The sequence below is a fragment of the Pseudoalteromonas sp. CNAT2-18.1 genome (assembly GCF_022347865.1).
Taxonomy (GTDB): Bacteria; Pseudomonadota; Gammaproteobacteria; order Enterobacterales; family Alteromonadaceae; genus Pseudoalteromonas; species Pseudoalteromonas ruthenica.
The window spans coordinates 223,888-240,547 of record NZ_JAKRFR010000004.1; the positions used below are offsets into that span (position 1 = coordinate 223,888).

Below are 16,660 nucleotides of genomic sequence, written 5' to 3' on the forward strand. Positions count from 1 at the left end.
CTAATACAAAGTGATCACCTGCTCTTTGCGAAAGCATTGGTTGTGGTGGTCGTTAACCATGCCACAAGCCTGCATATGAGCGTACACTGTAGTGGACCCTAAAAATTTAAAGCCACGCTTTTTCAAATCTTTAGCAAAAATATCGGATTGCTCACTGGTTGCTACGTAATCTTCAGGATTCGCGATGCTGTTGACGCGCGGTCTGTCATTCACAAATTGCCATTGATACGCGCTAAAGCTACCAAACTGATGTTGAATTTCAATAAAGCGTTGAGCGTTATTAATAGCGGCATTAATTTTTAACTTATTGCGCACAATACCGGCATCATTGAGCAAGCGCGTGATGTCTTTGCCATCAAAAGCGGCGACAGTGTGAATATCAAAGCCAGCAAAAGCACGGCGGTAGTTGTCTCGTTTTTTTAAAATGGTATACCAGCTCAAACCAGCTTGTGCCGATTCGAGAGTAATAAACTCGAATAAGCGTTGATCATCATAAACAGGCACACCCCATTCATCGTCATGGTAGGCAACGTAATCGGGCTTACTTAAGTCCACCCAGGCGCAGCGAATACACATAAAAACTCCTTGTAGAAAGCGTTATCAACTAATGTATCAGGTAACTGTTTTTTTATACAGTGTCATTTTTTTGATAGCAATAATAACAATGTAACTTCATGAATATTAAATAAAATAAAGTTGGTACGCTTTGTGCTTTTATGGATTAGACCTTGTGTTTAAGAGTGAAAATCATGGCATTAGCGAGTGTTATCAACCCACAAATCCTTCATCATGGCCAGTTTAGCCCGGCATTAGCGCAAGAGGCTTACGTTGGAGAGCTGAGCGACTTGCGGCTACAAGCCAGCTGGCTGAGTCATTTAGTCGATACCATGCCTGCGGGTGTGGTGGTGCTTGATGGACAGGGAATGATAGCCAAAGCCAATCAAATTGCCAGTGATATGTTAGGCGAGCCGCTCGAAGGTGAGAAATGGTTTGCGGTGATCCAGCGCTCATTCCGCCCGCAACAGGACGATGGCCATGAAGTGTCGTTGCGCGATGGACGGCGTATAAAATTAGAAATCCGCGCGCTCACGCCCGAGCCCGGGCAGCTTATTTTAATGACCGATTTAACGGAAACGCGTCGTTTGCAATCAAGAGTGGCGCACATGCAACGTTTAAGCGCGCTTGGCAAAATGGTGGCTACTTTAGCCCACCAAGTGCGTACACCGCTCTCGGCAGCCATGTTATATGGGGCCAATTTGGGCTCGTCGCGATTGAATAATCAATCGCGTGCCCACTGTCACGATAAGCTCATGTCGCGTTTAAAAGATTTGGAAAACCAAGTGAATGATATGCTGTTGTTTGCCAAAAGTGGTGAGCAGCAAGTCGTTGAGCCGATGTCATTAGGGCAGTTACTTAATGATGTAAATTCTGGCAGTGAAGCCATGCTTAGCGAGCATGAAGCGCATCTACAAGTACAGCTTCCTGAGCCCGATATCGAAGTCATGGGCAATCGTACTGCCTTGGCCAGTGCCATCAATAATCTGGTGCACAATAGTTTACAGGTGATAGGCAGCGGTGCGCATATTAAGATGCAGGCACGTCGTCAACGCACGAACAGTGATTATGTCGATATCATCATTAGCGATAATGGCCCAGGGATCAAAGAAGAGATTATTGACAAAATTTTTGAGCCTTTTTTTACCACTAAGCGTCAGGGCACAGGTTTAGGTCTGGCTGTGGTTGCCTCAGTGGTGAATGCCCATAAGGGGCAAATAAAAGTAGAGAACCTTCAAAACGGTGGCGCGCAATTTACGCTAACGCTTCCTGTTTTGCACAGCAATACCCAGGAGCAGAGCAATGAATAACTATGTACTTGTTGTCGAGGATGACAAGGGGTTACGCGAAGCCCTAATCGATACATTAACACTGTCAGATATTCGCTGCATCGCAGCAAAAAGTGGTGAAGAAGCAATCATGATGCTAAAAGAGCACAGTGTTGCTTTAGTGGTCAGTGATGTGCAGATGCCCGGTATTAACGGCATTGAATTACTAAAAAGCATCAAGCTTAACTATCCAGACATGCCGGTATTAATGATGACGGCCTATGCCACTATTGATGATGCGGTCGAAGCCATGCGTCTGGGGGCCATCGACTATATGGCAAAGCCATTCGCCCCCGAGGTCTTACTGAATTTAGTGAGTCGTTATTTACCCAATGAAACGGCTAGCCAAAGTGGCCCGGTGGTCGCTGATGCCAAAAGTTTGGCGCTACTCGATTTAGCCAATAAAGTGGCTGACAGTGACGCGAGTGTCATGGTGATGGGTCCAAGCGGGAGTGGTAAAGAGGTATTGGCGCGCTATATTCACGACCAATCGCCGCGCAAAGAGGCGCCATTTATCGCTATCAATTGTGCAGCCATTCCCGAAAACATGCTTGAATCGACTTTGTTCGGTTACGAGAAAGGCGCGTTCACTGGCGCTGTGAATGCCTGTCCAGGTAAATTTGAGCAAGCACAAAATGGCACCATTTTACTTGATGAAATTACTGAAATGGATTTAGGCCTACAAGCGAAATTGCTACGTGTATTGCAAGAGCGCGAGGTTGAGCGCTTAGGGAGTCGCAAAACCATCGAGCTCAACGTACGGGTGTTGGCCACGTCAAACCGTGATCTCAAAGAAGCGGTCAGAGCCGGTATATTCCGGGAAGATTTATATTATCGCCTAAACGTGTTCCCGCTGACCTGGTTGCCGCTCAATCAGCGTCCCGGGGATATTATTCCACTGGCTGAACATTTATTGGAGCGCCATTGCCAAGCTAGCAAACAAGCGACTGCCTCGCTCAGTGCCGATGCCAAAGAGCGCTTAATGGCGCATACTTGGCCGGGAAATGTGCGTGAGCTTGATAATGTTATTCAGCGTGCGCTGATCTTAAAATCCGGTGACGAGGTGCACGCCAGCGCCATTTATATCGAGGAGTTCGTCACTGATGATGAAGTTGAGCACAATGCGCACCAAGATATGCCTTCTGCGCTCAATCAACACTATGATGAGCTGCCAGTGGCATCACCCCAAGGTGTAGACCAAGCCCATAACTTTAAAGATGAGCTTAAAAACAAAGAGCACAAAATAATTCTCGATACCTTAGCGCGCTTCAACGGTAAGCGTAAGGATGTTGCTGATGCCTTAGGGATCAGCCCGCGTACCTTACGCTACAAAATAGCGCAAATGCGCGAGCAGGGGATCCACCTTCCTGCATAGTCTCGTCATAATGTTCTATTTCAGCCCGGGATAAGCTCGGGCTTTCTTGTGGGCGTCAAAAATATAGCTTGCCTAATTCCTCAGTGTCAAAATTAAAATAGCAATAAGTCACTGTTAAATAACGGTATTTTATTGGCATGACTTGTGCATTGTTCAGGGTAAGTTTAATTAACTGAGTGATGCCCAAGATGAAAGTCCAAGCCAACTCATTATTTCAAGAAATGCAGTCGCTCGCGCAAGAAGCGCAAGCTCGTAACCCATTGAAAGAGGCACAAAACCAAGTGCCGCAAACATCGACCAGCCAATTTGGTGAGCTACTAAGTAGCGCAATCGATAATGTTCATAACCTACAGCAAGACGCTAAATCGAAAGTGGTTGCTGTGGAGATGGGTGATCGCCGCGTTTCTCTTGCCGAAGCAATGATCGCATCGCAAAAATCCTCTGTCGCATTTGAGGCCACTGTGCAGGTTCGTAACAAGCTAGTGGAAGCCTACAAAGACATTATGAACATGCCTGTATAACGGATAGCGGAGAACAGTTGTGGCACAAGCAAACCAATCAACAGATTTAGCCCTTGCCGATGGCGGTGTTGACATGAACACCGACTCCTCGGGTGAACAGCAAGAACAAAAGTCTGGCTATTTAAGCGCCCTCAATGGTGTGGATATGCTTCGACAGGTGACGCTGATCATCGCTTTGGCTATTTGCTTGGCCATCGCTATTTTTATCATAATTTGGGCGCGTCAGCCTGATATGCGCCCGTTAGGCAAAATGCCTACCGAGGAATTGATTCAGACCTTGGATTTCTTGGACGCGCAAAAAATCGATTATGAACTCGATGGCAACGTGATCATGGTTGCCGAAGATGCCTATCAAGATATAAAACTAAATATGGCCCGAGAGGGGCTTACTCAAGGCCCGCAATCGGGTACCGATATCTTGATGCAAGACATGGGGTTTGGCGTATCACAGCGTCTTGAACGTGAACGTCTCAAGCATTCTCGCGAGCAGCAGCTTGCGCGTACTATTGAAGAACTTAATAAAGTATCGCGCGCCAAAGTGTTACTGGCTATTCCTAAAGAAAACGTATTTGCTCGTATTGAGAAGAAGCCTTCAGCCACGGTTGTTGCTACGGTTAAACGCGGCCGAAACCTCAACAGTGAAGAAATAGACTCTATCGTCGATATTGTCGCCTCGGCCGTGCAAGGACTGTCTCCTGAACGAGTCACGGTAACCGATCAAAATGGTCGTCTGCTTAACTCCGGTTCACAAAATTCGTTATCGGCGCGCTCACGTAAAGAGTATGAGATTGAACGTCAACGAGAGCAGGAATATATAGAAAAAATTGATAGCATCATGATCCCGGTGGTCGGACTGGGTAACTATACTGCGCAGGTCGACTTGGTCATGGATTTCAGCGCAGTAGAAGAGACTCAAAAGCGTTACAACCCAGACTTGCCAGCGGTGCGCAGTGAAACCACATTAGAAGAGAATAACATTGGTGGTTTAGCGGTCGGCATTCCTGGCGCTTTAACAAATCAACCGCCAGTGAACTCTAACATTCCAGAGAATGCGTTGGACGAGCAAAGTGCGCAAACTCGCTCACCGTCGCGCAGCCACAAAGAAGCGACCCGTAATTATGAGCTTGATACCACTATTTCTCATAAACGTAAGCAGACTGGGGTGATCCGTCGTATCAGTGTTTCCGTGGCTGTGGATTACACACAAACAGCTGGTGCGGATGGGCAAACCACCAGTGCACCGCGCAGTGCCGAGGAGCTCAACAATATTCGTCGCCTGTTACAAGGAGGCGTGGGTTTCGACATGCAGCGTGGTGATGCCTTAGAAGTCGTGAGTGTGCCCTTTGTACGTGAAGATCTGGGCGCAGTTGCTGAACTGCCACTGTGGGAGCAAAATTGGTTTATGAAGATAGTGCGTTTAGCACTGGGCGCATTAGTGATAATCGTGTTGATCATTGCCGTGGTTCGCCCCATGCTTAAACGACTTATCTACCCAGATGATACACTGGAAGAATACAATGAAGATGCGTTGAGTTCGGGTGTGGATATCGGTGATAGCACATTAGAGATGCTAAACAAAGATTTCGACTCGGCAGCGGTGGGCTTCTCCTCCGACGGGACACTGCAGTTGCCAGACTTACATGGTGATGAAGATCTCCTAAAAGCGGTTCGCGCCTTGGTTGCCAATGAGCCTGAACTATCCTCGCAAGTAGTTAAAGCATGGTTGAGTGAAGATGACTGAAGAACAACAGCAACTAACTAGCGGCTTCGATGTTGATAAACTCGAAGGCGTAGAGAAAGCAGCAATCCTGCTACTGAGCTTGTCTGAAGAGGATGCCGCGCAAATTCTTAAACACCTTGAGCCTAAACAAGTGCAAAAGGTGGGGATGACCATGGCCGCGCTTGATGACCTTAGTCAGGATAAGATCAGCGCTGTGCACAACCTGTTTATTGAGCAAATTCAGCAGTTCAGCACCATTGGCTTCCAATCAGAAGACTTTATTAAGAAAGCTCTGACGGCCGCATTAGGTGAAGATAAAGCGGCAAGCCTGATTGACCAAATTGTGATGGGCTCAGGTGCGAAAGGTCTTGATTCGTTGAAATGGATGGACTCCAAACAGGTGGCGAACATTATTCGCAACGAGCACCCGCAGATCCAAACCATCGTTTTATCTTATCTGGAGCCAGAGCAAAGTGCAGAAATTCTAGCCCAGTTCCCAGAAAAAGTACGACTGGATTTAACCATGCGGATTGCCAACCTCGAAGAAGTGCAGCCAGCAGCGTTGCAAGAGCTCAACGAGATTATGGAGAAGCAGTTTGCAGGTCAAGCTGGGGCACAAGCTGCGAAGATGGGCGGCCTGAAAGCGGCGGCCGATATCATGAACTACCTCGATACCAATGTCGAAGGCCAGTTAATGGACTCTATTCGCGAGCACGACGAAGAAATGTCGCAGCAAATTCAAGATCTCATGTTCGTTTTCGAGAACCTTATGGATGTCGATGACCGAGGCATTCAGGCCATCCTACGCGAAGTACAGCAAGATGTGCTGATGAAGGCAATCAAAGGCGCCGATGACGGACTGAAAGAGAAAATCTTTACCAATATGTCCAAACGGGCAGCCGATATGCTGCGTGACGACCTTGAAGCCATGGGCCCTGTGCGTATCAGCGAAGTGGAAGCGGCGCAAAAAGAGATTCTCTCTACGGCGCGACGCTTATCCGACTCCGGTGAAATTATGCTCGGTAGTGGTGGTGGCGAGGAGTTCCTCTAAGCCATGAGTGAGTCAAAATTACGTCGTGGGCAACGATTAGACGCCAGTGAGGCAGCCGATGAGCTGCTGCAGAACTGGCCTATTCCCGATGTCAGTGCAGATCCAAAGAAATACCAAGGGCGTTCAACCGCCTTTGGGACACCGCTCGAACAGCTTTATAAAAAGCATGTCGAGGAAGATGAGCATCGCGATGGCGAAGAGATCCTGACCCCTGAGGAGACCGACTTTCCTAAACTGACCCTTGAAGAGTTAGAGCAAATTCGCCAAGACGCATACGAAGAAGGCCTCAAACAGGGGCATGAGCAAGGCTACGTTGACGGATTTGATAAAGGTGCCAGTGAAGGCAAAGAAGCGGGGTTCCAAGAAGGGCTAAAGCAAGGCAAAGAGCAAGGGCTCGAAGATGCGAAGCCCATTATTGACGAACAACTGGAGGCGTTAAAAAGCACGTTAGAAGCGCTTGATGAACCTGCCAAACACATTGATGAGCAGGTTGAACATGAGTTGATTTTTCTCGCCAGCGAGTTAGCCAAAGCCATTACCTTGAGTGAGTTAAAAACCAACCCCGACACTATTTTAAATGCGCTTCGCGCGGCAACCGAAGCCTTGCCAAGTAATGAGGCAATGTGCCAAATCAGCCTCCATCCAGATGATTTAGCGATAGTGACGTCACACTTCAGTGATACCGAGTTGGATAATCGTCATTGGCAGCTACTAGGTGAGCCGACTTTGGCGCGCGGTGATTGTAAAATCAAGCAACAGCGTTCATCTATCGATTTCACATTAGGGTTGCGAATCCAACAAGTACTGGAACCGTTTTTGCACGACAGCGGTGTCCATGTGCGTGATGAGCCAAAATCATGACAACTTCATTAAGTGAGCGTTTGCACCAGCAGCGTAAACACATCCGTCAACCTCAGGTCGCGGTAGCGGGGAGCTTGACCCGCGTTGTTGGCCTGACCCTTGAAGCAAAAGGGCTGCAAGCACCGCTGGGTAGCCAGTGTCAGGTCGAAACGAACCAAGGCTTAGTCGATGCCGAAGTGGTGGGGTTTAACGACGACGTGCTTTATTTAATGCCCAATGACCGTATCTCTGGGGTGTTGCCAGGAGCCCGCGTTATCCCTCAACACAAGCAGCAAGGGTTGCCAGTAGGGATGAGCTTACTCGGGCGAGTGGTTGATGGTTTGGGGCGCCCTTTAGATGGACTCGGGCCACTGCGCTGCGAGGAGTTTACTCACTTTGCCAAAAACACCATCAATCCTTTAGCACGGCGACAAATAAGCCAACCCATGGACGTAGGCGTGCGTGCTATCAACTCTATTATCACCGTGGGTCAAGGCCAACGTATGGGCTTGTTTGCCGGTAGTGGCGTGGGTAAGTCGGTATTGTTAGGGATGATGACCCGAGGCAGTGCGGCCGACGTTATTGTGGTTGGCTTGGTGGGTGAGCGTGGCCGTGAAGTTAAAGAGTTCATCGAGGAAATCCTGGGTGAAGAAGGGCGTCGTCGTTCTGTGGTGGTGGCCGCGCCGGCTGATGCATCGCCATTGATGCGTCTAAAAGGTTGTGAAAGCGCCATCACTATTGCCGAATATTTTCGCGACCAAGGCCTCAATGTATTGTTATTACTTGATTCGGTCACTCGTTATGCCATGGCACAACGGGAGATAGCGCTCGCCGTTGGTGAACCACCCGCCACTAAAGGCTATCCCCCTTCGGTGTTTGCCAAGCTACCTGCTCTGATTGAGCGTGCGGGTAATGGCGGTGAAGGCCAAGGCGCCATTACTGCCTTTTTCACGGTGTTGTCAGAGGGAGATGATTTGCAAGACCCGATTGCTGATGCCGCACGAGCTATTTTAGATGGCCATATTGTGCTTTCACGAGAGCTTGCCGACAGTGGCCATTACCCGGCCATTGATATCGAAAAATCGATTAGTCGAGTCATGCCGCAAGTGGTCTCAGAGCAACATATGCAGCAAGCGCGGTTAATCAAGCAAGTGGTGGCAATGTACAATGAAAACAAAGACATGATCACCCTGGGCGCATACCAAAAAGGCACCGATCAGATACTCGATCAAGCCATTGATATGATGCCGCGTATTAATAACTTTTTACGCCAGGGAATGAAGGATGTGGTGCCTTACGATGAGTGTTTAACGTCGTTAGCCAATTTACTAGGGCAGGGAGGTAACCATGGCTAAGCTGGCGCTGCTTTATAAACTTGAATCGGATAAAGAAGAGAAGCTGCGTGCTGACTTTCTAGGCGCGCAACAGCACTGGCAGTCTCATCAGCAAAAGCTCAATGGACTTAACCAGTTTCGCCAAGAGTATTTTGCACAACTGACGCAAAAGGCACAGGCCGGTCTATCCAGCGCTGGGTTTAGTCACTACCAAAACTTCATCAGCAAAATAGACCAAGCTATTGAGCAGCAAACACAGGTGGTTGAAACTGCCCACAGAGTCACCGAGCAGCGCCAATCACAATGGCGTCAACAGCGGGTACGTACTGAAGCCGTAGCCAAGTTAATTGAAAAAGAAAAACTTAAGCAACAAGCGAAGTTAGCGAAAGCAGAGCAAAAAATGTTGGATGAATTCGCCACCAATCAGTTTTATGCCCGACGGCGTTCAGGCGAAACTGGTATGTAACTTGCTGTAATTTTCTAAAAGCTTAGTTAACCTTGCAAAGCGGCACTGCTTTGCCACCTTTGAAGGGGTCATATGATGACACAGGTAGAATCAGTAATTGTCCTTCCCCAATCGGGACAGAGCCAAGATAAGGGTGCATCATCCACTTACGATTCTGGTGAGAAAGAGTTTGCGCAATTCTATTCTCAAGAGCAGCAACGCCAAGACCGTGTGAAGCGCTCCCCAGAGGATGAAAAGCAGGCCATTGGTGGCTTTGTGGGTCAAAAAAGTGATTCAAAAGAGCCCCAAAAAAATACTCAAGAAACCGAACAAAGTGTTGATAAATCAGCGGAAAAGGTTAACGAGCAAAGTAGTGATAAAGAACCATCAGCAACGGTCTTGGATGGCGAGAGTGATGCAGCTGATGGCGCTGAGCCGCTTAGTAATACGGCGCGGCCTAGCGAAGAGGTGGCGCAGACCACTCCCATAGCTGCTAGTGAAGATGACTTTTATCAGCAACTTTTTGCGCAATTGTCGATGAGCACAGAGCTCTCTGCGGTTGCCAAAGAAGTGGGCAGTGCTCTTAATGGTACCGGGTTCAGTGATGATATTGATGTCGACTTTATTGCTAAGTTACCAATCGAGCTTAAACAATCGCTTGCCCGTTTAACGCCAGCACAGCGCAGTGAGTTGAGTGTGCAACTGCAGCAAATGGCCTCGGCAGCGGGGATAGACGCAAAAGCGTTGGCTAGCATAGAGACACAACTGAATCAGTTAGTGGCCACCCCAGGGCAATCTGGCCTGAGCGATGCTGAACGCATTGCCGCGCAAGCCAAAGAGTTATCCATGGCAAAAGCCAGTGAACAGGTTCAGCGTCCAGCCGAGAGTGTAGCAGCACGCAGTGCTGAGGATGCCAGCAAACTAAACAATTCAACTAAGGTTGCCAGTGACGTTCAGCAAGAACTGAATAAAGTACTCGCTGATGGCAAAACCCTTGGTGCAGAGGCTGCAAAGTCTGATGCAAAAAATAGTACCGCGAGCGCGGCGCCAGGGTCATTAAACCCAGAGCAACAGCAACGCCAATCCCAAACCCAGCATATATTGGCAGCAGCAAAAGTTGAAGCGGACCAAGGCGGACCCAGTGTCAGCAAAACGACCCAAGCAGCAGTTAATCCAATGTTGAGCGATGCACAAATGAAAGCGGCTCAGCCACAAGGGGATAAGCAAACTAATCTATCAGCGAGTAAATTCAGCGCCGAGCCTATGATTGAGTCAGGGGATAAGGCGGTTTCGCCAAGTAAAGGCACGCAAGGGGAGAACGCTCAGCCTTCAGCCAATGCTTTGAGCGCTCAGTCTAAAGTGACTCAGCTTGCCAGTGCCTTAGTGGCACACGCGCAAGGCAATACCGAGCTCAGCAGTGCAATTGAGGCGGACCTTGCACATTGGCAACAGGTGCAACAAGCCGCCATGCAAAGTACGCAGAACACCCAAGCTCAAGGGCAAACTCAGCGTATGGCGCTGGATCCTGCACTGCTGCAAGCAATTAATATCACTAAAAACGACGCCGCGCAGCAAATACAGCAGCGCGTGAATATGATGCTTAACCTCAATAACCAAGAAGCCGAAATCCGTCTTGATCCACCGGAGCTAGGAAGTATGCAAGTGCGGGTACGCAGTGAGGGAGAACAAGCACATGTTAATTTTGTAGTGCAAAATCAACAAGCTAAAGAAGCGCTAGAGCAGGCGATGCCGCGATTAAGAGATCTACTAGCGCAGCAGGGGTTATCTTTGGGTGATACCAACGTCGAGCAGCAAAATCAGCAAAGTGCGCAGCACGATGGTGAACAAGGTCAAGGCAGCGAGCATGGCCCATTGACAGAGCAAGCAAGCAATGATGAAAACCATGGCTTAGAGCAACAGCAGAAAAACGCGCCAATGGAACAAGGAATTGATTTCTATGCGTAATAACTATTGCTATTATACAGTTAAGTGATTCTATTCGAGGCAACCTATGGCCGATGATAAGCAAACCGACCTGCAAATAGAAGAAGGCGGCGGCTCAAAGAAAAAACTGATTATAATCATTGCTGTTGTAGTGCTATTAGTCGGTGGTGGTGCAGGCTATTTCCTGTTTGCTGGGGGCGACGACCCGGCGCCTGCTACACTGGAACAAGAGCAAGGCGGTGCATCAGAGCAAGGTGGTGCAGCACCGAGTGCACAGCTTGGCAGTGCATTGTATGTGGGCATGCCTCGTCCTTTCGTATTCAATGTACCGGGCGCTGCACGTGACCGCATAGTACAAATTAAAGTACAGCTATTAGTGCGTGGCGAAGGGAACGAAGAGGCCGCTAAAAAGCATATTCCACTTATTGAAGGCACATTATTAAGTGTGTTCGCCGGTACCAATGCCGATGAGCTAAGCACTGCAGCAGGTAAAGAATCTTTGCGTGATGAAGCGCTTACGCAAGTACAACAAGCCCTCGAAGGCGTAGAGGGTTCGAAAGTCGTAGAGCGAGTGCTCTTTACCGGCTTTGTAATGCAGTAAGGGGTAGATGTGAGCGACTTATTATCTCAAGACGAAATTGACGCGCTACTGCACGGGGTAGACGATGTCGAAGAAGAGGATACCTCCGAGGGTGCCAGTGCCAGTGGCGAGAGCGCGCTGCAGTATGACTTTTCTTCACAAGATCGTATTGTCCGTGGGCGTATGCCAACGCTTGAGATTGTCAATGAGCGCTTTGCCCGACATATGCGCATCAGCTTATTTAATATGATGCGTCGCACCGCTGAAGTGTCCATCAACGGCGTGCAAATGATTAAATTTGGTGAATATATTCACACCTTGTTTGTTCCCACCAGTTTGAATATGGTGCGCTTTCGTCCGTTAAAAGGCACCGGTCTGATTACTATGGAAGCGCGGCTGGTATTTATATTGGTAGACAATTTCTTTGGCGGTGATGGTCGTTATCATGCCAAAATTGAAGGTCGTGAATTCACGCCTACCGAACGCCGTATTGTGCAGATGCTGCTGAAAATCATCTTTGAGGATTACAAAGAAGCGTGGGCTCCGGTCATGGATGTGTCGTTCGAGTATTTAGACTCGGAAGTAAACCCGGCGATGGCCAATATTGTCAGCCCCACTGAAGTGGTGGTGATCAGCTCGTTCCATATTGAGCTTGATGGTGGCGGTGGCGACTTCCATATTGCCCTGCCATATTCCATGTTGGAACCCATCCGTGAGCTGCTTGATGCCGGTGTACAGTCTGATACTGAAGACACTGATTTACGCTGGTCTAAAGCTCTGCGCGATGAAATCATGGATGTTGAAGTCGACTTATCGACACGGTTATTAGAGGTAGACTTGAGTCTTGAGCAGATTATGGAGCTCAAAGCTGGAGACATTATTCCAGTAGAAATGCCTGAGCATATCACTGTGTTTGTTGAGGACTTACCGACCTTCCGCGCGAAGATGGGCCGCTCTCGGGATATGGTGGCATTGCAAATTAGTGAAAAGATTAAACGCCCAGAATCGGTGAAGTCGGAACTTCATGTGTTTACGAAAGGCGGTAAGAAGCTCGACTCAGATGCTGAATTAGCCGAGCTTGAGGAAGATCTGCATTTAAGTGAAGGCGTAGATTTAGATTGGTAAAAAGGTGCGCACATGCGCGCCTAGCAACAGAGGTTGTATGTAATGAGTGATGATCAAGATACCATGGATGAATGGGCCGCAGCCCTAGCCGAAGCCGAAGAAGGTGAACAAGGCGGTGGCGACGATGCCCAGGTTGCAGAGCTAGACGAGCTCTCCGAAGAGCGCGATGAGGTCACGCCAGAGGAAAAGCGTAAGCTGGATACCATTTTAGATATTCCGGTGACCATTTCTATGGAAGTGGGCCGTTCTAAAATCAATATCCGAAATTTGCTACAGCTTAACCAAGGCTCAGTGGTTGAACTTGATCGCGTTGCTGGCGAGCCACTGGATGTATTAGTGAATGGCACCTTGATTGCGCACGGTGAAGTGGTGGTGGTGAACGATAAGTTTGGTATTCGCTTAACCGACGTGATTAGCCAAGTAGAGCGGATCAAAAAACTACGATGAGAGCATTGGCCTCGCTTTTTGCCCTCGTGGCACTTCCCGTTTATGCGCAAAATGGTGCCGCCCAACCTGGCGCGGGGCTTAATCTCAATGTTATGTCTATGTTGTTGTCGCTGTTATTGGTGGTCGGGACAATTATCGCATTAGCTTATATGCTTAAGCGTTTTAATCCGAATATGGCCAATAATGACGATTTTAAAGTTATACGCACTTTGCCACTGGGGACTAAAGAGCGGCTACTGGTGGTAGAAATCGATAATAAGCAACATTTATTAGGCGTTACGCCAGGTGCCATCAATTACTTATATGAGCTGGAAACGCCGCTCAAAGAGCGCGAGATGGCGCCACTGGCAAAGCAACTCAGCCACATACTCAATACTAAAAAAAAGACCTAAGATAATGAAATACTGGCTAATACTTCTTTTTGCTATGCTTTTAAGCCCGACTGCTTTTGCAGAGCAGGGGCTTCCCGCCGTGACCGTAACCACCAATGCCGACGGCACGCAGGATTACTCAGTCACCTTGCAAGTATTAGCGATTATGACGGCGCTAAGTTTTATCCCTGCCGCCGTTATTATGATGACCTCATTCACCCGTATTATTGCGCCAAGCCATCGGCTTGCAACAAACCCCTTCGAACCAAGTGCTGCTGGGCATGTCTTTGTTTCTGAGTATTTTTATTATGGCACCGATATACAATCAGGTGCACGACCAAGCGATTCAGCCTTACCTAGACGAAGAAATGTCCTCTATGCAGGCGCTGGAAGCCGCTAAGCAGCCGATGAAGGCTTTTATGCTTTCACAAACACGGATAAAAGATTTAGAAACTTTTGCGCAAATAGCCGGTTATGAAAAACTAGACTCGCCAGCGGACACCCCTTTTATCGTGGTGATCCCCGCATTTGTCACCAGCGAATTGCAGACCGCGTTTATTATTGGCTTTATGTTTTTCATTCCCTTCCTGATCGTTGATTTAGTCGTGGCCAGTGTCTTGATGGCCATGGGTATGATGATGCTCTCGCCAATGATTGTCTCCTTACCCTTTAAAATTATGCTATTTGTATTAGTGGATGGGTGGTCACTGGTAATGGGCACCTTGGCACGTAGCTTTGGGTTGGGAGTGTAACAATGGAGCCGGGCATTTTTGTCGATATTCTCAGTGATGCTTTATTTTTGGTGATAAAGTTGGTGTCGGCGATCATTGTCCCTAGTTTGATTGTTGGTTTGATTGTTGCGGTATTCCAAGCGGCGACCTCAATCAATGAGCAAACCTTGAGCTTCTTACCTCGTTTGCTCGTCACCCTAAGTGCACTTATTATCGGTGGCCACTGGTTTACGCAGGAACTTATGGATTTCTTTAACCGCTTAGTGCTGTCGATACCTGAAATTGCGGGATAACCATGGAATACCCCTTTGCCGTCATTGTTCAGTGGCTAAGTGACTACTTACTTCCCTTAGTCCGTATACTGGCAATGTTGATGGTCATGGCAGGGATAGGGGCACGTAATGTCCCTTCGCGTATTAAGCTTGGCTTGGCCTTGGTGATTGCCTTTGTTGCGGTGCCGGTATTGCCTCCTACTCAGTTCACCAACCTGTTTTCGTTGGAAATGGTGTTTGTGGTGCTGCAACAGCTGCTCATTGGTGTGGCTATGGGCTTTGCCTCGCAGTTATTATTGAATACCTTCATTCTCGCCGGGCAAATCTTAGCAATGCAAACGGGCTTGGGTTTTGCCTCGGTGGTTGACCCCTCAAATGGCCTAAGCGTGCCGGCGGTGGGGCAGTTCTATTTAATTCTCACCACCTTATTATTTTTTGTTTTTAACGGTCATTTGATGATGATCCAAATGATTGTACACAGCTTTATCGCGGTCCCTATCGATGGCACTTGGTGGGCGGTTGATCACTACTGGGATATCGTTACCTGGGGTGGGTGGATGTTTACTACCGCTTTGGTATTGGCGTTGGCACCGCTGACTGCGATGTTGGTCATTAATTTATCTTTTGGCGTGATGACGCGAGCGGCACCGCAATTAAATATCTTCTCAATTGGTTTTCCCTTCACCCTAGTGGCGGGACTAACCATTATCTGGGCAACCTTAGGAAACTTCATGGCGCAGTTTGAGGCGCAGTGGTTACGCATGGTTGAGCTACTTTGCTCGATGGCAGGCTGTAGTCCTTAGGAGTTGTTATGGCAGAAGATTCAGGTCAAGAACGTACCGAAGAGCCCACGCCGAAAAAGCTACAAGAGGCGAAGAAAAAGGGCCAAATAGCACGCTCAAAAGAGTTGGGTACCACCTTTGTATTGATTATGTCGGCGGTTTCTTTGCTCATTTATGGCCCCGATATTGGTCGTGGTTTACACACAGTCATGAAGCGAATGCTATCGCTGAGTCGTAACGAAACTTATGACACTACGAAAATGTTTGCAGCATGGGGGGCGGTAGCAGATTCATTGCTCTATCCCATGAGCATGTTTGTACTGGTTATAGTTATCGCCGCGTTTATTGGTAATACCATGCTTGGAGGGTTTAACTTTTCATGGCAGGCGATGGCACCCAAAGCCAGTAAGATGTCGCCGATGAAAGGGTTCAAACGTATACTTGGGCCGCAAGCAGCAGTTGAGCTGATAAAAGCGCTGCTCAAATTCGGGCTAGTTGCAGCGTGTGCGGTGTTTTTGATCAAAATGTATTTTTACGAAATTCTGCATTTGAGTATCGAAACGCCACCGAACAATATAGCTCACGCGTTGGAAATTATTGCCTGGATGTTTCTAGCATTGAGTTGCACCATGATTGTTGTCTCGGCGGTGGATGTGCCTTATCAGGCGCACAATCACCATAAACAGTTGAAGATGACCTTACAAGAAGTTAAAGACGAGTATAAAAACTCCGAAGGTGACCCGCAGATCAAAGCGCGTATTCGGCGAACCCAGCGGGAAATGTCACAACGTCGGCAAATGCAAGATGTGCCTGATGCTGATGTGGTGGTAACCAACCCGACGCACTTCTCGGTAGCGATAAAATACGATACTGAAAAAGCCGGTGCGCCAATAGTATTGGCTAAAGGGGCCGATGAAATGGCCTTACAAATTCGTAAAATAGCCAAGGGGAATGACGTCCCGCTGGTAGAATCTCCAGTGCTAACACGGGCGCTCTATCATACCACCGAAGTAGGCGAACAAATTCCCGAGCAGCTATTTACCGCCGTCGCGCAAGTGTTGGCCTATGTGTATCAGCTGAAACGCTTTGAAAAAGGACGCGGTCGCCGACCGTCTAAACTGGCGGACAAACTACCTATTCCTGATGAATTCAAGTATTAACCAACTGAAATATAAGATATAAAAAACTGGCCTACTCCTTGCTTTAATGACTGCAGTGTCAATTTATTGCTGTAGCATT

General features: G+C 48.2%; 17 protein-coding genes and 1 pseudogene. 17 read left to right on the forward strand and 1 reads right to left on the reverse strand.

Going from position 1 to position 16,660, the window contains the following annotated elements; all coding sequences use genetic code 11:
• Entirely contained in the window at positions 1–576 is a 576-nt protein-coding gene (locus MHM94_RS10305; RefSeq protein ID WP_235419886.1) for a DNA-3-methyladenine glycosylase I, read from the reverse strand.
• Positions 577–749: 173 nt separating this feature from the next.
• Between MHM94_RS10305 and MHM94_RS10310 the strand changes: the two genes are divergently transcribed.
• From MHM94_RS10310 to flhB, 17 genes and pseudogenes are all read left to right on the forward strand, one after another.
• A complete protein-coding gene (locus MHM94_RS10310; protein WP_235419887.1) occupies positions 750–1,865 on the forward strand; it encodes an ATP-binding protein in 1,116 nt (371 codons plus the stop codon).
• Complete coding sequence (locus MHM94_RS10315) at positions 1,858–3,258, forward strand: sigma-54 dependent transcriptional regulator (protein WP_235419888.1); 1,401 nt, start codon at positions 1,858–1,860, stop codon at positions 3,256–3,258. Before MHM94_RS10310 ends, MHM94_RS10315 begins: the two co-directional genes overlap by 8 nt.
• Before the next feature lie 188 nt (positions 3,259–3,446).
• Positions 3,447–3,779, forward strand: a complete 333-nt coding sequence (gene fliE, locus MHM94_RS10320; RefSeq protein ID WP_026111098.1) for a flagellar hook-basal body complex protein FliE — start codon at positions 3,447–3,449, stop codon at positions 3,777–3,779.
• Positions 3,780–3,798: 19 nt separating this feature from the next.
• Positions 3,799–5,520: a flagellar basal-body MS-ring/collar protein FliF gene (gene fliF, locus MHM94_RS10325; RefSeq protein WP_022944842.1), complete on the forward strand. Its 1,722-nt coding sequence runs from the start codon at positions 3,799–3,801 to the stop codon at positions 5,518–5,520.
• Positions 5,513–6,550 (forward strand): flagellar motor switch protein FliG, encoded by a 1,038-nt coding sequence (gene fliG, locus MHM94_RS10330; RefSeq protein WP_022944841.1) that lies wholly within the window; start codon positions 5,513–5,515, stop codon positions 6,548–6,550. The genes fliF and fliG overlap by 8 nt, the downstream gene beginning before the upstream one ends.
• Before the next feature lie 3 nt (positions 6,551–6,553).
• The gene (fliH, locus tag MHM94_RS10335) at positions 6,554–7,411 is read left to right on the forward strand and encodes a flagellar assembly protein FliH (RefSeq protein WP_235419889.1); all 858 of its coding nucleotides are present in this window, start codon (positions 6,554–6,556) and stop codon (positions 7,409–7,411) included.
• Positions 7,408–8,745 carry a flagellar protein export ATPase FliI gene (gene fliI / locus MHM94_RS10340; protein WP_235419890.1) on the forward strand — a complete coding sequence of 446 codons (1,338 nt, stop codon included), beginning with the start codon at positions 7,408–7,410 and terminating at the stop codon, positions 8,743–8,745. The genes fliH and fliI overlap by 4 nt, the downstream gene beginning before the upstream one ends.
• Positions 8,738–9,190, forward strand: coding sequence for a flagellar export protein FliJ (gene fliJ, locus MHM94_RS10345; RefSeq protein WP_130145089.1), 453 nt, complete (start codon positions 8,738–8,740; stop codon positions 9,188–9,190). Before fliI ends, fliJ begins: the two co-directional genes overlap by 8 nt.
• A 72-nt stretch (positions 9,191–9,262) precedes the next feature.
• A complete protein-coding gene (locus MHM94_RS10350) occupies positions 9,263–11,134 on the forward strand; it encodes a flagellar hook-length control protein FliK (RefSeq protein ID WP_235419891.1) in 1,872 nt (623 codons plus the stop codon).
• A gap of 46 nt (positions 11,135–11,180) precedes the next feature.
• On the forward strand, positions 11,181–11,714 hold the full coding sequence (gene fliL, locus MHM94_RS10355; protein ID WP_053911139.1) for a flagellar basal body-associated protein FliL: 534 nt from the start codon (positions 11,181–11,183) through the stop codon (positions 11,712–11,714).
• Between the two features lie 9 nt (positions 11,715–11,723).
• A complete protein-coding gene (gene fliM, locus MHM94_RS10360; protein WP_022944834.1) occupies positions 11,724–12,818 on the forward strand; it encodes a flagellar motor switch protein FliM in 1,095 nt (364 codons plus the stop codon).
• Between the two features lie 42 nt (positions 12,819–12,860).
• Positions 12,861–13,265, forward strand: coding sequence for a flagellar motor switch protein FliN (gene fliN / locus MHM94_RS10365; RefSeq protein WP_022944833.1), 405 nt, complete (start codon positions 12,861–12,863; stop codon positions 13,263–13,265).
• Positions 13,262–13,657 carry a flagellar biosynthetic protein FliO gene (gene fliO / locus MHM94_RS10370; protein ID WP_022944832.1) on the forward strand — a complete coding sequence of 132 codons (396 nt, stop codon included), beginning with the start codon at positions 13,262–13,264 and terminating at the stop codon, positions 13,655–13,657. Before fliN ends, fliO begins: the two co-directional genes overlap by 4 nt.
• A 4-nt stretch (positions 13,658–13,661) precedes the next feature.
• Positions 13,662–14,388, forward strand: a pseudogene (fliP, locus tag MHM94_RS10375) (flagellar type III secretion system pore protein FliP).
• Between the two features lie 2 nt (positions 14,389–14,390).
• The gene (fliQ, locus tag MHM94_RS10380) at positions 14,391–14,660 is read left to right on the forward strand and encodes a flagellar biosynthesis protein FliQ (protein ID WP_022944830.1); all 270 of its coding nucleotides are present in this window, start codon (positions 14,391–14,393) and stop codon (positions 14,658–14,660) included.
• Between the two features lie 2 nt (positions 14,661–14,662).
• Entirely contained in the window at positions 14,663–15,442 is a 780-nt protein-coding gene (gene fliR, locus MHM94_RS10385; RefSeq protein ID WP_022944829.1) for a flagellar biosynthetic protein FliR, read from the forward strand.
• 8 nt (positions 15,443–15,450) lie between these two features.
• Positions 15,451–16,581 (forward strand): flagellar biosynthesis protein FlhB, encoded by a 1,131-nt coding sequence (flhB, locus tag MHM94_RS10390; RefSeq protein WP_022944828.1) that lies wholly within the window; start codon positions 15,451–15,453, stop codon positions 16,579–16,581.
• The last annotated feature ends 79 nt before the right edge of the window (positions 16,582–16,660 follow it).

Bases quoted from the DNA above. Each gene is read 5' to 3' on its own strand.
- MHM94_RS10305 (WP_235419886.1), bottom strand. From the start codon at position 576: ATGTGTATTCGCTGCGCCTGGGTGGACTTAAGTAAGCCCGATTACGTT.
- MHM94_RS10310 (WP_235419887.1), top strand. From the start codon at position 750: ATGGCATTAGCGAGTGTTATCAACCCACAAATCCTTCATCATGGCCAG.
- MHM94_RS10315 (WP_235419888.1), top strand. From the start codon at position 1,858: ATGAATAACTATGTACTTGTTGTCGAGGATGACAAGGGGTTACGCGAA.
- fliE (WP_026111098.1), top strand. From the start codon at position 3,447: ATGAAAGTCCAAGCCAACTCATTATTTCAAGAAATGCAGTCGCTCGCG.
- fliG (WP_022944841.1), top strand. From the start codon at position 5,513: ATGACTGAAGAACAACAGCAACTAACTAGCGGCTTCGATGTTGATAAA.
- fliH (WP_235419889.1), top strand. From the start codon at position 6,554: ATGAGTGAGTCAAAATTACGTCGTGGGCAACGATTAGACGCCAGTGAG.
- fliI (WP_235419890.1), top strand. From the start codon at position 7,408: ATGACAACTTCATTAAGTGAGCGTTTGCACCAGCAGCGTAAACACATC.
- fliJ (WP_130145089.1), top strand. From the start codon at position 8,738: ATGGCTAAGCTGGCGCTGCTTTATAAACTTGAATCGGATAAAGAAGAG.
- MHM94_RS10350 (WP_235419891.1), top strand. From the start codon at position 9,263: ATGATGACACAGGTAGAATCAGTAATTGTCCTTCCCCAATCGGGACAG.
- fliL (WP_053911139.1), top strand. From the start codon at position 11,181: ATGGCCGATGATAAGCAAACCGACCTGCAAATAGAAGAAGGCGGCGGC.
- fliN (WP_022944833.1), top strand. From the start codon at position 12,861: ATGAGTGATGATCAAGATACCATGGATGAATGGGCCGCAGCCCTAGCC.
- fliO (WP_022944832.1), top strand. From the start codon at position 13,262: ATGAGAGCATTGGCCTCGCTTTTTGCCCTCGTGGCACTTCCCGTTTAT.
- fliQ (WP_022944830.1), top strand. From the start codon at position 14,391: ATGGAGCCGGGCATTTTTGTCGATATTCTCAGTGATGCTTTATTTTTG.
- fliR (WP_022944829.1), top strand. From the start codon at position 14,663: ATGGAATACCCCTTTGCCGTCATTGTTCAGTGGCTAAGTGACTACTTA.
- flhB (WP_022944828.1), top strand. From the start codon at position 15,451: ATGGCAGAAGATTCAGGTCAAGAACGTACCGAAGAGCCCACGCCGAAA.